Origin of the sequence: Streptomyces sp. NRRL F-5122 (genome assembly GCF_001507435.1) — a bacterium.
Taxonomy (GTDB): Bacteria; Actinomycetota; Actinomycetes; order Streptomycetales; family Streptomycetaceae; genus Streptomyces; species Streptomyces lannensis.
In genome coordinates, this window is sequence record NZ_LMWH01000026.1 from 89,991 (window position 1) to 104,563 (window position 14,573).

The window sequence follows — 14,573 nt, forward strand, 5'->3', positions numbered from 1 at the left end:
GTGGTCGTCGTCGGTGGCCGACCCCTGGTCATCGCAGGCCGCCAGAGCTCCCATGGATCCGAGCAACAGCAACGCCGCCGCCACACGCATCCGGGTCATCTGCATCAGCAACCACCGACCCTCTCGCCGTGTGACCCTACTTGCGGCATTCGTCCAAGGGAAGGACCTGGCGCGCCGGAGGCAGCCGCCCGGCCACTGTCCGGGAAACCAGAAGCGGTGTCCGGGCGGCAGGACCAACACCACGACGCGTCTCAGCCCTTGAAGAGGGGATCGTAGGGCCTCCAAGTAGCCGACTGCGCCCGCCTGTCGGCGAACCTGACGGGGCAACGGGTCACGTTCAGGTGCCGTGGGGGTGGGCGTCCTGCTCCGCCCAGATGGTCTTGCCGCAGTCGTGGTAGCGGGTGCCCCAGTGCTGGGAGCACTGGGCGACGAGGAAGAGTCCGCGTCCGCCCTCGTCCATGGTGGCCGCCCGCCGGATATGGGGCGAGGTGCTGCTGGCGTCGCTGACCTCGCAGATCAGCATTTGGTCGTGGATGAGCCGGAGCCGGATCGGCGGAACGCCGTACCGGATGGCGTTGGTGACCAGTTCGCTGACGACGAGTTCAGTGGTGAACGCCAGGTCCTCCAGGCCCCACCGCTCCAACTGGTGCAAGGCGAGCGAGCGGGTGTCCGCGACGGCACCGGGTTCGGCAGGCACGTCCCATGTGGCGACCTGAGCAGCAGGAAGACGACGGGTACGGGCGAGGAGCAGAGCCAGGTCCTCCTGCGGTCCGATGCGGGAGCCCGCCACGTTGGCGAGAGCCTGGCAGATGTCCTCCGGCGGCATGCCGTCCTGGGCGATGATCGCGCAGAGTTGCTCGTCCAGAGCCCGCCCGGCGTCACGGGAATCCGCCATGCTTCGGGTGTGGAACAGGAGGGCGCTGCCCGCGGGCAGTTCGACCTCCAGCGGCTCGAAGACCGGATCGCCCAGGCCGAGGGGCTCGTTGGGCGGCAATTCGAGGAATCGTACCGGACGGTCCGGTTCGGCGACGGCAGGCGGCGCATGGCCCGCGCTGGCCATGACACAGTGGCACGAGACCGGGTCGTAGATCGCGTAGAGGCAGGTCGCTCCGACGAGCCCGTCCATGATCGGTGCGGATCCCGAGGTACGGGCGCGTTCGACCAGGCGCGGCACCATGTTGTCCAGTCGGGCGAGGACCTCTTCGGGGGCAAGATCCAGTTGCGCGAGGGTGCGAACGGCGGAACAGATCTGACCGGTGCAGGCAGCGGCCTCGATGCCCGTCCCGGGTATGTCGCCGATGGCGAGGGCGACGCGAGCGCCGGACAGCGGAATCACATCGAACCAGCAGCCGCCCACCCCTGTGTGCGTACGGGCGGGCCGGTAGCAGTAAGCAAGGTGGACCGCGCTCTGCTCGGGCACATTGCGCGGGAGCAAACTCCGCTGAAGGGTGACGGCCGCGACACGCTCGCCTGTGTAGCGTCGGGCGTTGTCCACGCAGACAGCCGCCCTGGCCACCAGATCCTGTGCCAGCACCAGGTCGTCAGGCTCGAAGGCGTCCGGGCGAGCCGACGTGCGGTACATGTGTGCCACACCCAGAACGGTGTCCCTGGCCCGCAGGGGCACCACCATGAGGGAGTGCGTCCCCCGCTCCACGAGCGCTTGCGCCCTGGGATCGAGGGAGCCACCGACCCAACCGGCGTCCGGGGCGATCACCGGCACCAGCACGGGTTGCCCGCTGACGAGGCTGCGTGCGTGCGGGGTGTCTGCGGCGAACTCCTGAATGTCACCCATCTCTCGCAGTCCTTCGAGGATGGACGGCCGAGCGGCCTTGCGCGCCGTCAGACGCAGCTCGATCCCGCCCGTGCCGGGGGTGAGAGGCTCCTCGCCTGCCTCCACCCCGTCCAGGAGATCGATCGTGGCCAGGTCTGCAAGGGCCGGAACCAGGACATCGGCCAGCTCGGCGGCGGTGCGTGTGACGTCGAGCGTCGTGCCGATACGGGCCGCAGCATGATCGAGCAGGGCCAGACGTTTCCGGACACGGTGACGTTCGGTGATATCCATCACCATATCGGTGACACCCAGTGTTCGCCCATCCTGTCCGGTCAGCGCGAACGAGGACGCCACCCACACACGATCCCTGTCGGGGTCGGCGGGGGTGCGCCCGTGCACCTCGGTGCCGGCGACGGGCTGACCTGTCTCCAGGACCCTGACGAGTCGGCTTTCGATGGCGGCGGTGTCGAGGTCGGGCAGGACCTCGCCGAGCCGGTGACCGAGCAATCGCGCATTGGGAACCCCGTGGATGCGTTCCAGCGCGGAATTGGCCCGTACGACCCGCAGTCCGCTGTCGTAGACGGCGACGCCGATCGGTGACTGGTTGAACAGCGCGTCGAGAATCGCGAGGTCTTCCTCGCGCGGAGACAGGCGATGCTCCCTTTGTCGGGAGTCGTCCTCGGGCACGCCTTCAGCGTAAGCACCCCCGAGCGGCTTTCGCGCGGTGACCACCGGCGGTACCCACAGCCCTCGGATCTCCTGTCTCCGACGCCGACTCGCCTTGCCCTGACGGCCAGGGCGGTGCTCGCCGCCCCATGCGAGTCACTGGTCCATGTGGTCGGGATGTGTGCCCGCAGCGCCGCGGGATCGCAGCGGCCAGGTCCGGGGCCTCACGTTCGCCCCGCTCACGGCCGAGACGGAACATCAAAGCGCGAACCAGCCGTTCGACGGCGAGTCGGCAGGCGCCCTGGGAACTGTGCGAGACGCCTCCCGGCTGACCCGCGGTCGAGGGCCGACACCCCAGTACGCCGACCGGAATTCCCTCGGAAGAATGGGCTTTGCAGGTCACACCGCTCAATAGGGCCGCGGGATCCCGTGCTTGTGCAACGCATCCTCATAGCGCGTCAGCAGAGCGTCGAGGGCGGCCAGGAGCAAGTCACCGGAGTCCCGGGCCTCGGCCGGATCGCTGCGCTCGCACGCCTCCACCACCTGGGCCAAGTCGTTCCTGAGGATGCGCAGGGAGTCGCCCTGAATCAGCACCCCGGGAAACCTACGACCGGGCAGGCGGACAACGGCGTTGTTGCCGCCATCAGTGAAGAGTTCTGCCTCGACGCGTTCCATCACGCCATCCAAGCCGACATCACCCGACGACGGCAACGACGGCGTACGCGGGGACAGTGGAGCGAGCGCCATACCTCACTGATCGTGTGCCGGCAGTTCGGCGTGACCGGCGGCTCCGGAGGCGTGCTGAGTGCCCAGCATGTCGAGTAGAACCATGGCGTCGTGGTCGGGGCTTGCCACGTCGGCGTAGTAGGCGACGAGACGGTGACCAGAGGTGCCTTCGAGCAGCATGGACTGGTAGCCGAGGGTGAGGTCGCCGACCCGGGGATGATGGAAGCGTTTGGTGCCTGGGCGATGGGGGCGCACATCGTAGCGCTCCCACAGGCGGGCGAAGTCCTCACTCTTCAAAAGGAGTTCACCTACGAGCTGGGCGAGGTCGGGGGCGTCCGGATCGGTGCCGGCCAGAGCGCGTAGGCGTGCGACACAGCCGCGGATACGGGTGTCCCACTCGGGGAACAGGTCGCGCGCCGCGGGATGGAGGAAGTAGTAGCGGGCCAGATTTCGCTGTTTGACCGGCCAGCTCTCCATGCCCGCGTACAGGTGCAGGCCGCCGGGGTTGGCCGCGAGTATGTCCAGGGTGCGGCTCAGGACGTAGGCCGGGCCAGGTCGCAGGTTCTCCAGCAGAAGCTGGACGCCAGGCCGCACCGCGCGGCTGGGCGCGGTGGGTGGCTCGGGAGCGGTTCGAGCGGCCCGGGCCGCCAGTCGGCGCAGATGCCTGTGTTCGTCCGTCTCCAGGCGCAGCGCCCGGGCGAGGGAGTCGACCACGGCTGGGCTGGGGCGGGTCTCCTTGCCGCGTTCGAGGCGGGTGTAGTAGTCGATGCTGACCCCGGCAAGAGTGGCGAGTTCCTCGCGGCGCAGTCCCGGAGTGCGGCGGAGCCCCGGGCCCATGGGAAGACCCACCTGCTCAGGCGTCACCTGGATGCGTCGGGCGCGCAGGAAGCGCGCCAGCTCGTTGCTGTGCTGGTCAGAGCTCATATGGACAGTGTCGCAAGTCGCTGACGCGATCGAGGGGGCTGTGGGGGGCCGTATCACTCCCTGGAACGCCACTCCCCAGCACCGTTCGGCCTGCCACGGGATGCGCGGGGGCGCGACGGTGGAAGGGCCGCGAGTGACCGTACGTCCAGCGGCCCCCTTTCAAGGGGCTGAGAACCGGCAGCCACGAAAGCAGGACACCAGCATGCGCACCACCACCCTGGGCACCCACGGACCGCAGGTCGGCGTCATCGGCCTGGGCGCCATGGGGATGAGCTTCGCCTACGACATGGCCACACCGCGTGACGAAGCCACCTCGGTCTCCGTCATCCGCCAGGCCCTCGACCTGGGCATGACCTTGATCGACACGGCTGACGTCTACGGCCCCTACACCAACGAGGAACTCGTCGGCCGGGCCCTGGCCGACCGCCGGGAGCACGCGGTGATCGCCACCAAGGTGGGCATGGAGGCCATCGACCCCACAGGCGGCCCCGGCGGGTCCCCGCTCGTCAAGCCCAACGGCCGACCCGAGCACGTGCGTGCCGCCATCGACGCGAGTCTGCGCCGTCTGGGCACCGACTACGTCGATCTCTATCAGCTCCACCGAGTCGACCCGGAGGTCCCGATCGAGGAGACCTGGGGTGCCCTGGCCGAGGCCGTCACGGCCGGCAAGGCCCGGCACCTGGGTCTGTCCGAAGTCGGCGTCGAGCAGATCCAGCGGGCCCAGGCCGTGCATCCGGTGACCACCGTGCAGTCCGAGTTCTCCCTGTGGACCCGTGACGTCCGGGCCGAGGTCCTGCCCTACTGCCGGCAACACGGCATCGCCCTCCTGCCGTACTCGCCGCTGGGCCGCGGCTTCCTCGCCGGCCGCTTCGCCTCCTTCGACGAACTTCCGGAGAAGGACCAGCGGCGCCGTCTGCCGCGGTTCCAGCAGGACAACCTGCAGGCCAACCTCGACATCGCGAACGAGGTCCGTGCAGCCGCCGACCGCATCGGTGCCACGCCTGCCCAGGTCGCCCTCGCCTGGCTCATGGCTCAGGGCCCGCATGTTGTTCCCATCCCCGGTACCAAGACCCCGAAGTACCTGACCGACAACGCGGGCGCCGCCGACGTCCCGCTGTCTCCGGCCGACCTTGCCGAACTCGACGCCGTACCGGCCCCCGTCGGCGGCCGGTACTGACCGTCCCACCTCGGCCGCCTGCCGAGGGCCGACCCCGACAACGAGGACGCGGACAATGCCGCGTCCTCGTTGTCACGTGCCCTGTTCCGGCAGACGGCCCGGGCGCCCACCGACGCCGCGCTCTCGTGCGGCGGCGGCCCCGGCAGTGGCGGCCCGTCGGCGGCCCGCATGCCGTCGAAGACCAGGTGGAGATAGCGACGCCACAGGTGCGGTTGTGTGGCCTGCAGCGGGGATGCCGTCTGGTAGATCCCGCTCATCAGCAGCGTGATGTCCTGCCCGGTGACGGAGATCGCCCGCGGGCACGGGAAGGCACTGTTCGTCCCCACGGATGTGACGGTCGAGGAGGAGGTCGCCCATCTGGTCGAGGTCGCCGTCCAGGAGTTCGGCGGCCTGCACGGCGCTTTCAACAACGCGGGCGGCGGGACCAGCCAGGGAGCGATCGGGGACATCAACGCGTCTTTCTGGGACAGTGTGATCGCCCTCAACCTGACCAGCGTCTTCTACAGCCTCAAGTACGAGATCCCCGCGATCGTGGCCAGTGGCGGCGGCTCCATCGTCAACAACGCCTCCGTTGTCGGCGTGGTCGGCGATCCGTCCGCTGCGGCCTACTCGGCTGCCAAACACGGAGTTGTGGGCCTCACCCGTTCGACGGCGCTCGACGCCGCCAGAGAGGGTGTGCGGGTCAACGCCCTCGTGACAGGCCTGGTGAACACTCCACTGTGGCGCGGCGTCGTCGAGAGCAGTCCGGAAGCCGCCGGCCTCATCCTCGACAAGCAGCCGACCGGCCGAGCCGCCGACGAGGCGGAGATCGCGGCATTCGCCGCCTTCCTGCTCAGTGACGAAAGCCCGTTCATCAACGGAGCCGCTCTCGCCATCGACGGCGCACTGACTGCCGGCTACTGAGCCTTCTCCCGTGCAACCGACCGAGGCATCTGCCGGTTGATCGAACTCCCGCAGCGGGCACCACGCATTCGAAAGGCGGTCCAGGCACGGGCGCACAGGCTCGGGGCGAGGAAGGTGCCCGCTGCGCGCCCCTGCATGGGCACGCGCCGCGGCCACCGTTGGTGTTCGGAGGCCCGAAACTTCGTGGCCGCCGTGCCAACCCTGTCGCTACGCTCAGGGCTCACCTTCGGCCGCAACCACGGTTGCCGCGCACAGAGAGCGATCCCCGTGACCAGCCAGCGAACGACGACCCTGTGGCGTCCTACCGGCCTCAAGGAACTGGACCTCGTGCGGGAGTCGGACTGGCGTGCGTGGCCGCCCCGGCTTCCCGAGCAGCCGATCTTCTACCCGGTGCTCAACGAGGACTACGCCGTCAGGATCGCGCGGGACTGGAACGTCAAGCACGACGGTGCCGGATTTGTCACCCGGTTCGAGGTCGAGTCGGAGTTCCTGCGCAGATACCCGGTCCAGCAGGTCGGCGGACAGACCATCCTCGAACTGTGGGTGCCGGCTGAGGAGCTCGAAGAGTTCAACGCCCACATCGTCGGCAGAATCCGGGTGGTTCACGAGTTCCGCTGAGTCGAGGAGTCCCGGGCGGTGCGACGATTCCGCCCTCCCGACGCACGGCCGCCGTCGAGGTGGGCCCCCGCACCCGCGCACGCACGGTGCCGGACCCACCCGACGGCTCACCCCTTGGCACAGCCGGCTTCGAAGGCAGCCTCGCTGCTGCGATGCATCACGAACTCGGGCGGGTCGGGCCGCTGTTGATCCGAATGCCATGCGCCGTCGCTGTCGATGATCGCTGCTCTCGCTCGCATCCGGAGTTCGTCGCCCTTCCAAGTGCCGTCGATATGCTCGATGTTCACGTCGCCCTTGCTGCGCGGAAGGCAGGGACTCACTGAGAATCGGGTGCCTCGCCAGTTGCGCACGTCCCCCGATACGTCGCCCCTCGCGTCCTTGCCTGCTCCGCAGACCTTCATCCCGCCTGTCATACCGCAGGCAGATTCGCAGTTCTCGTTGTAGTTCAGCCGCAGGAGGACCCGCCTGGTGTCGGTCTTCGAATACGAGATCTCACCCTGCCAGTAGCCTGTCAGCCTGGGCTGCCCGGGCAGCGGAAAGGCCCAGGGCGCAAACACCGTTCGCATAGCCAGCACCACGGCGATCAGAGCCGCCAAGAGGGCCAGGACCACGGTGCCTCTCTGCCAAGGGCCGGCCGTTCTCCACCACAGTCGTGCACGCTCGGTCTCCATCGTCTCCCCCCAATGACCATGATGGGCCTGCCAACGCAGACGTAGGACAAAGCGCTACCGTTCCGGCCCCCGGGAATGCACTCCCCTACGACAGGACGCGACCCGAGCCCAGCCGCAGGCTCGACAGCTCGAGCCGACTCCCGTGGCGCGTCCCCACGTCACAAGTGAGGTCGTTCCCGCGCACTGCATCGTCCTGGCACACTGCATCCGAACGGAAGGCGACGGGTGCCATGCCGTCGGACTGCGAACCCAGCCTCCCGGGACCCGTCTCGTCGCCTGCCCCCAAGGTCAACACCTCGTCTGCGGGCAACCGACCCCTGGACAGGGCAACTTTGACCCGACCCTGAAGGACCGGGCTCGGAGGTATTGTCCAACTGGCTGTTGTGTCGGCTCGTCCATCCAGCACCCGCCTATTGAGTGGCAGGCACGGGTCGATCGCCCGCATGCTGCCGCTCAACACCTGTGCCGAGCTCAGTAGCCGAAACCGCCGTCGCCGCCGTCCTGGGTGGCGGAGGCGGCCGGGGCGGCCTTCCTGACCGCGGCACCCTTCGCATCCAGCGCGAACCAGACACCGCCGATGCCCTGGCCCTTGACGTCGCCTGCCGCCCGGTCGGCGGCGTAGTAGTACAGCGGGTGCCCGGCGTATGTCACCTGCGCCCGGCCCGCGTCGTCCGTCGTGCCGATCGGGCCCGCGTCGACACCGCCGCCGGCCTTCGGCTTGCCCTCCATGGGCGGCCACAGCTTGAGGCACGCCGCGTCGCAGTCCATGGAGTTCGTGTTCTTCCCGTCCGCGGTGAACAGGTACAGGGTCCGGCCACTGCCGTCCACGAGGACCGTACCCAAGGGCGAGTCGTTCGTCCGGACAGCGGAGGGGTTCATGGCTGCTGCCGGCCCCTGGCTCTTGGCCCCCGTCTTCATTGCCGGTACTGCCTCCGCCGCAGCCCGCCGGCCCGAGGGCGGCCACGAGAGCCAGCCCGGACACGGCGATCCTTCCACGATGCATGGTGCCTCCGGTTCCATTCCGCTCGCCCGTACGACCGAGTCGCATGGGTTGTACGGGCGAGTCCGGCCACGGGATTGCGCCACATTCCCGAAAAGAATCCCGACCGCTTCGCCAATCTCTTCGCCGGGTTCGTACGTACACAGGGACGTGGTGCTGTTCTCGCGTGCGAACCAGGTCGACGACGTCACGCTCGTCGCCGCCTTCGCGCTGGGCGACGAGCAGGCGTCCGTCGCCTTCGTCAGACGTTTCCAGGACCCCGTGTACGGCCTCGCGCTGTCGGTGACCCGGGAGCCGGCCCTCGCCGAGGATGTGAGCCAGGAGGTGTTCGTGCGTGCGTGGCGCGCGGCAGGCAGCTACGACCCCCAGCGCGCCTCGGTCCTCACCTGGACGCTGACGATCACACGCAACGCGGCCATCGATGCCGTACGCGCCCGCCGGGCGAGGCCCGCCACGGACGCCACCCTGGAACGCCTCATCGACGTGGCGCTTCGCAGCGACCCCGGGCCCGACGATCCCGAGCAACGGGCCCTCACCACGCTGGAGAGCGAGCGCGCCCTGCGCCGGTTGCGCGCCCTCCCACCGGAACAGGCCCGCGCCGTCTTCGGCGGTTGTACCGCCGCCGAGATCGGCCGTCAGGAGAACATTCCACTCGGGACCGCCAAGACCCGCATCCGCAGCGGTCTTCGAAGGCTGCGCGACTCGCTGAAGGAGGAACGCCGTGATGGATCGCCACCCCGATGAGGACGAGTTGGTCGCCCTGGCGCTCGGCGCCCTCCCCGGCCCGGAGGACGAGGTGCTGCGGCACCTCACCGACTGCCCCGCCTGCCACCCGGCCTACGACGATGTCGCCACCGGCGTCGATGCGGTGCTGCCTGCATCACCGTCCGTCGCGGCTCCTGGTTTCGAGACACAGGTCCTCGACCGCCTGAGACTCGAACGCCCTTCCGACCCCGACCGATCCAGGTATCGGATCCCACCCGCGAGGGCTCTGCCCTCCATCGCTCACGTTCGGCCCCGGGCGACGTACACCTCTCCCCCGGCTGTCCGAAACCCGCGTCGCCCGGCCGCATCCGCGGCCAGCGCCGCCCTCGTCGGACGCTGCTGCTCGCGGCGGCCGCGGCCGCGGGGGTCTGCCTGGGCGGTGCAGCCGTGACCGTGCTCCATCACGACCACGCCCCGGTTCACGTGGCCCTCGGCGACCGCGGAGCATCCCTGGTCACCGCCTCGGGGACTGCGGTCGGAACCGTCGAACCGAGTCTGGCCGGCAAGGACCGCGTCGTGGTCATGCAGATCACCTCGGGCGCCCCCGGCACGCACTACACCTGCCGGCTCATGCTCAAGGACGGCTCCAGCCGCGACGCCGGCTCCTGGTGGATGCCGGCCTCCGGGCAAGCGACCTGGATCGCCTACGCCACCGCGGCCACCTCGAGCGGGTCGAACTGACCATGGACGACGGTCGCATCTGGTCGTCAGCCGTTCTCCGGCACTGACCCGGCATTCCCGGGCCGAGCACCGCTCCGTGCCGGAGCCGACGTACCAGCCGACCCGCAACAGCCCCTTCCCGGCTCACGCTCCGCCCTGTACAGCGGCGTACGCAGCCGCGCCCGCAACAAAGGACGCCGTTCCTTCCGTTTCCGCATGGCTCTGCTCGTCGAGCGCGCCCTGGAGCGAGCAGGCCGGAAAGGCGCTGCACCGCCGGCCACCCCCTAGGCAATTCACAACGTCCACACACAATGGTGGTTGCTCGTTATGCGTTCAACGAATAACAATCGCACGCGAAAGGATCTACCCGGCGAGTCGATGACGCCCCCACGTGCGGTCATCCCATGGGCCCCGGAACGGATCCGACCACGTCTCAAGTGAGGGTGACAACGTTGTCAGAGCGCGTACCGACGCGACTTTCGCCCTTCACGCGCCCACTGCGCCGTTCGTACTCGGCCAGAGAGTTCAGGAACGCTTCATGACAAGATCCACAGATTCCCGCCGGCGCAAGTCGCGACACCGTGTGCCTTTGTTGGCGGCGGCAGGCATGGTCGCCCTCGCGGGCGCGGCCGTCCTGCCGCTGACCGCCATGGCCAGCGGCGACGCCACGCCGTCGAAGACCGCACGGCAGGATGACTTCGCCGCGGCCTCGAAGGAGTTCCACGTCCCGCAGCAGGTGCTGCTCGGCGTCGCGTACCAGGAGTCGGCGTGGGAGGACCACGCCGGCCGGTACAGCACCAACGGCGGCTACGGTCCGATGCACTTGACGGACGTCACACCCGAGATGCTGGCCGGAGGCGACGCCGGGGCCGTCGGCCGCGCCGACCTCAAGACGCTCGCCGCGGACCCCGCCCTGCACACCCTCGAGGCGGCGGCACGACTGACCGGCCTGTCCGCCGAGGAACTGCGCAAGGACCCGGCGGCCAACATCCGCGGCGGTGCCGCCCTGCTCGCGTCGTACCAGAAGGCGACGGTCGGCGCCGCGTCGTCGGACCCGGGCAAGTGGTACGCGGCGGTGGCCCGTTACAGCGGTTCCGCGCATCAGCAGGGTGCCGCCGCGTTCGCCGACCGGGTGTTCTCCACCGTCAAGCACGGCGCCCGGCGCACCACGCAGGACGGGCAGCGCGTGAACATGACCGCAGCCCCGGACGTCTCCCCGGCCACCGCGCAGCTGGGCACCCTCCACCTCAAGGCGGCGGCCACCGCGGAGACCGAGTGTCCCTCCACGGTGGAATGCACCTTCGTCCCGGCCGCCCCGTCGAACGGCCAGGTCTCCAACCGCCCCGCCAACGGCATCCGGATCGACTCCATCGTCATCCACGACACCGAGTCGTCCTACGAGTCCGCCATCGCGACCTTCCAGAATCCCGGCGGCAGCGCGTCACACTATGTGATGCGGTCGTCGGACGGCGCGGTGACGCAGATGGTGCCCACCAAGGACCTGGGCTTCCACGCGGGCAACTACTCGACCAACATGCACTCCATCGGCATCGAGCACGAGGGCTACGCCGCGCACGGCGGCAGTTGGTACACCGAGGCCCAGTACGAGGCCACGGCGGATCTGGTGAAGTACCTCGCCGCCCGCTTCGACATACCGCTGGACCGGCAGCACATCATCGGGCACGACAATGTCGCCGGGCCCTCGTCGGCCCTGGTCTCCGGCATGCACTGGGACCCGGGCACGTCCTGGGACTGGGAACACTTCATGAAGCTCCTGGGCGCGCCGATCAAGGGCGTCCACGGCGTGGGCCGCGTCGGCTCGGTGGTGACCATCGCCCCCGGCTTCTCCTCAAACCGGCAGACCGTGCAGATCTGCCCGGCGGACGACCCGACCGGTGACACCACCGCCTGCACCGACAAGCAGCAGCCGTCGAACTTCGTCTTCCTGCACACCGAACCCAGCCAGACCGCCCCCCTCTTCGGGGACCAGGCGGTCCACCCGGGTGGCGCCGGCACCGACCGGATCAACGACTGGGGCAGCACGGCTCAGGCAGGCCAGCAGTTCGTGGTGGCCGATCGTTCCGGTGCCTGGACCGCGATCTGGTACAGCGGCGCCAAGGTGTGGTTCTACAACCCGCTCGGCCGCAACACCGTACCGGCGCACGGTGTGAAGGTGATCAAGTCCGCCGGCGCCGACCCTGTCGCGGTCTACGGCTCCAGCTACCCGGACGCCGCTGAGTACCCCGCCGGGCTGTCCCCGTCGACGCAGGCCCCGCTGAGCATGTACTCCGTCCCTGCCGGCCAGGCCTATGTCGCCACCCAGCCGCCGGCCGCCACGGACGACTTCTTCCCCTCGAGCGGAGCGGTGGTCACCGGCGGCAAGAAGATGTACACGATCCAGTACAACCACCGGGTCGGGCTGGTGTACGAGTCGGACGTGACCGCAACCGACCTTCCGGCCCTCGGCCACAACAGCTGACGCACTGATCGGGGGTGTCCGGTATCCGCACGACGGACCGGGCACCCCCTACCGCTCTGTACGGACGACAGTCGCACCCGCCCCGGGGAACAGGCTGAAGGCCGCGACTGCAGCATCGACGCCATAGGACTGAGTACTGATCGTGCGATCCGGACTCCCGCGAGTGCTCGCAGGCGCCCCCGCGCGCCACACCGCTGCCCGCCTCCCACCGCACAGGCGGCACCAGGTGCTTGGGATGTGACCCTCCGGCGACGAAGCTCGTCACGCCCCCGCCCTGGTCGGCGCGTCGCGTGGTAGTCATGACCCGTGATCGGTCGCCTTCCGCTGGATGAACAACTCGCCACTCTCACGTCGGTCCTCTCCCGCAACGAGGTACTGCTCGAGGTGCTGGAACGGTCCGCGTCCCTGGCCCTGCCCGGCTGGTACGTGACGGCGGGCTGCCTCTTCCAGACCGTGTGGAACGTCGTCACTGACAGGCCACCCACGAGCGGGATCAAGGACTACGACGTCTTCTACTTCGACGGCAGCGATCTGTCGTGGGAGGCGGAGGACGCGGTGATCGCAGCGGGTGCGGAGGCCTTTGCCGGGCTGCCGGCCGAGGTCGAGATCCGCAACGAGGCCCGGGTCCACCTCTGGTACGAGCAGAAGTTCGGCGTCGCACGCGCTCCCTATGCGTCCACGGAGGCGGCCATCGACAGCTTCGCGGCCACCACCTGTTGTCTGGGGGTACGGCTGGAGCCCGGCGGCCGGTGGCGCGTCTACGCGCCGCACGGCCTCTCCGATGTGTTCAACCTGGTCGTACGGCCCAATCCGGTGCTTGCCCCGCGGGAGGTCTACGAGAGCAAGACGGCCCGCTGGCGGCTGCACTGGCCCGAGCTGACGGTGCTTGAGTGGCCGGCCGGAACCGCGGCACGAGGTCGCTCCTCGTACTGACCCGCGCGGGGGGCGCAGGCAATTCGGAAGCCGGGCGAGACGCCGTCACATCAACCCGCTCGTACCCCTTCGATGAATCGACCCGCGAGGTCTACCCGTTCGTCGAGTGTGGCCGACATCTGGCCGAAGTCCACGAACAGTTCGTGCACACCGGCCTCCTCGGCGGCCCTGGAATAGTCGATGTACTGGTCCAGGGTGCCCGCTCGGGGGAAACGCTCCGGGCCGGTCGGTGTGGCGGTCAGCAAGGGATTCACCCGCAGGGCCATACGGAGTGCGGACGGATCCCGATCCGCCTCCTCGGCCTCTTTGACGATGGTCGCCCACATTCCCAGCAAGGCGGTCATCGGCATGGCGCCGGGCAGCCAGCCGTCGAGGCGTCGGCCGATGCGGCGAAGTCCCCTGGGTGTGAAGGCCGCCAGCAGGAGTGGCGGACGCGGGCGCTGGTGAGGCTTGAGCCCGACCACCGTGTCCGGAACGGTGAACAGGGGGCCGTCGTGGGCGAGGGCGTCCTTGGCCCAATACTGCTCCAGGACGTCGAGCGTCTCGTCGAGTCGCGCGCCTCTGCCGTCCCAGGGGACGTCGACGGCCGTGTACTCCTCGGGCATCCAGCCGAAACCGACGCCGACGTCGAGGCGCCCGTGACTCACGAGGTCGAGGGTCGTCAGCGATCGTGCCAGCATCAACGGTGGCTGCCACAGGGCGTTCAGCGTGCTGGTGCCCAAGCGGACCCGGCTCGTGTGAGCGGCGGCGAAGGTCAGGCCGAGCAGCGGGTCCAGGTGGTTCTCATAGACCCGGGGCATCACGCCGTCGACTCCCGGGTACGGGACGCTCGGTGCGACCGGTGCCAGCAGACGGTCGCCCGTCCACAGGGAGTCGAACCCCAACTCCTCGGCCGTGCGGCTGATTCTGATGATGCCTTCCGGCCGTGCGTCCGGACCGAAGGTCGGAAGGGCCAGACCAAGTCGCATGTCAATTCCCTGGTGGCGTAAGGGGGTACGGGGCGGCTCGGCGGGCCGCGGACCGACGGTCGTTTCCCGCCGTTTCGGCGCAGCGTACTCGAGGACGGCAGAGGGGTCCGCGGGCGGATCGATCGTCGGCTCGCTCGCGATCGGTCCCGCCTTCCGCCGGTGTGCCGCCCTCCGCACCCACAGTGCTCCGTGCCCAGTCTCCCGTATTTCACGAGGGCGTAGGCCTTGACGGGGAGGTTTCCTCGGAGCCGCGCCAGGTGCCTCGCCTGCGTCGTGACTCCTGCGGACAGGACCGGCACCCGGCGCACAGCT

Annotated in this window: 13 protein-coding genes; 7 read left to right on the forward strand and 6 right to left on the reverse strand. The window is 69.2% G+C overall.

Going from position 1 to position 14,573, the window contains the following annotated elements; translation table 11 throughout:
• Window positions 1–337: 337 nt before the first annotated feature.
• The 3 genes from ADL25_RS05370 to ADL25_RS05380 all read right to left on the reverse strand — a co-directional run bounded on the left by ADL25_RS05370 (window position 338) and on the right by ADL25_RS05380 (window position 4,087).
• Window positions 338–2,458 (reverse strand): SpoIIE family protein phosphatase, encoded by a 2,121-nt coding sequence (locus ADL25_RS05370; RefSeq protein ID WP_147318061.1) that lies wholly within the window; start codon window positions 2,456–2,458, stop codon window positions 338–340.
• 387 nt (window positions 2,459–2,845) lie between these two features.
• The gene (locus ADL25_RS05375; protein WP_059126527.1) at window positions 2,846–3,112 is read right to left on the reverse strand and encodes a DUF6959 family protein; all 267 of its coding nucleotides are present in this window, start codon (window positions 3,110–3,112) and stop codon (window positions 2,846–2,848) included.
• Window positions 3,113–3,187: 75 nt separating this feature from the next.
• A complete protein-coding gene (locus tag ADL25_RS05380; RefSeq protein ID WP_059126456.1) occupies window positions 3,188–4,087 on the reverse strand; it encodes a helix-turn-helix domain-containing protein in 900 nt (299 codons plus the stop codon).
• 202 nt (window positions 4,088–4,289) lie between these two features.
• On the opposite strand from ADL25_RS05380, the gene ADL25_RS05385 reads away from it, so the two are divergent.
• From ADL25_RS05385 to ADL25_RS05395, 3 genes are all read left to right on the forward strand, one after another.
• Window positions 4,290–5,264 carry an aldo/keto reductase gene (locus ADL25_RS05385; protein WP_059126457.1) on the forward strand — a complete coding sequence of 325 codons (975 nt, stop codon included), beginning with the start codon at window positions 4,290–4,292 and terminating at the stop codon, window positions 5,262–5,264.
• A 279-nt stretch (window positions 5,265–5,543) separates the two neighbouring features.
• The gene (locus ADL25_RS05390) at window positions 5,544–6,167 is read left to right on the forward strand and encodes an SDR family NAD(P)-dependent oxidoreductase (RefSeq protein ID WP_234380605.1); all 624 of its coding nucleotides are present in this window, start codon (window positions 5,544–5,546) and stop codon (window positions 6,165–6,167) included.
• 261 nt (window positions 6,168–6,428) lie between these two features.
• Window positions 6,429–6,785: a hypothetical protein gene (locus ADL25_RS05395; protein WP_059126528.1), complete on the forward strand. Its 357-nt coding sequence runs from the start codon at window positions 6,429–6,431 to the stop codon at window positions 6,783–6,785.
• Between the two features lie 107 nt (window positions 6,786–6,892).
• On the opposite strand, the gene ADL25_RS05400 is transcribed toward ADL25_RS05395, so the two are convergent.
• Both ADL25_RS05400 and ADL25_RS05410 read right to left on the reverse strand, forming a co-directional pair.
• Window positions 6,893–7,396: a hypothetical protein gene (locus ADL25_RS05400; protein ID WP_059126458.1), complete on the reverse strand. Its 504-nt coding sequence runs from the start codon at window positions 7,394–7,396 to the stop codon at window positions 6,893–6,895.
• A 531-nt stretch (window positions 7,397–7,927) separates the two neighbouring features.
• A complete protein-coding gene (locus ADL25_RS05410; RefSeq protein WP_059126460.1) occupies window positions 7,928–8,335 on the reverse strand; it encodes a hypothetical protein in 408 nt (135 codons plus the stop codon).
• A gap of 274 nt (window positions 8,336–8,609) precedes the next feature.
• Between ADL25_RS05410 and ADL25_RS05415 the strand changes: the two genes are divergently transcribed.
• From ADL25_RS05415 to ADL25_RS05435, 4 genes are all read left to right on the forward strand, one after another.
• Window positions 8,610–9,200, forward strand: a complete 591-nt coding sequence (locus ADL25_RS05415) for an RNA polymerase sigma factor (RefSeq protein WP_234380607.1) — start codon at window positions 8,610–8,612, stop codon at window positions 9,198–9,200.
• Window positions 9,201–9,608: 408 nt separating this feature from the next.
• Window positions 9,609–9,902 carry a hypothetical protein gene (locus tag ADL25_RS05425; RefSeq protein WP_059126463.1) on the forward strand — a complete coding sequence of 98 codons (294 nt, stop codon included), beginning with the start codon at window positions 9,609–9,611 and terminating at the stop codon, window positions 9,900–9,902.
• 517 nt (window positions 9,903–10,419) lie between these two features.
• Window positions 10,420–12,360 (forward strand): N-acetylmuramoyl-L-alanine amidase, encoded by a 1,941-nt coding sequence (locus ADL25_RS05430; RefSeq protein WP_059126464.1) that lies wholly within the window; start codon window positions 10,420–10,422, stop codon window positions 12,358–12,360.
• Between the two features lie 306 nt (window positions 12,361–12,666).
• Window positions 12,667–13,293 carry a nucleotidyltransferase family protein gene (locus ADL25_RS05435; protein WP_059126465.1) on the forward strand — a complete coding sequence of 209 codons (627 nt, stop codon included), beginning with the start codon at window positions 12,667–12,669 and terminating at the stop codon, window positions 13,291–13,293.
• Between the two features lie 50 nt (window positions 13,294–13,343).
• Here the strand turns inward: ADL25_RS05435 and ADL25_RS05440 are convergent, their stop codons facing one another.
• Window positions 13,344–14,261, reverse strand: a complete 918-nt coding sequence (locus tag ADL25_RS05440; protein ID WP_059126466.1) for a TIGR03619 family F420-dependent LLM class oxidoreductase — start codon at window positions 14,259–14,261, stop codon at window positions 13,344–13,346.
• Between the last annotated feature and the right edge of the window lie 312 nt (window positions 14,262–14,573).

Excerpts from the sequence above, each read along its gene's own strand:
- ADL25_RS05375 (WP_059126527.1), bottom strand. The coding sequence starts at position 3,112 with ATGGAACGCGTCGAGGCAGAACTCTTCACTGATGGCGGCAACAACGCC.
- ADL25_RS05380 (WP_059126456.1), bottom strand. The coding sequence starts at position 4,087 with ATGAGCTCTGACCAGCACAGCAACGAGCTGGCGCGCTTCCTGCGCGCC.
- ADL25_RS05385 (WP_059126457.1), top strand. The coding sequence starts at position 4,290 with ATGCGCACCACCACCCTGGGCACCCACGGACCGCAGGTCGGCGTCATC.
- ADL25_RS05410 (WP_059126460.1), bottom strand. The coding sequence starts at position 8,335 with ATGAACCCCTCCGCTGTCCGGACGAACGACTCGCCCTTGGGTACGGTC.
- ADL25_RS05430 (WP_059126464.1), top strand. The coding sequence starts at position 10,420 with ATGACAAGATCCACAGATTCCCGCCGGCGCAAGTCGCGACACCGTGTG.
- ADL25_RS05440 (WP_059126466.1), bottom strand. The coding sequence starts at position 14,261 with ATGCGACTTGGTCTGGCCCTTCCGACCTTCGGTCCGGACGCACGGCCG.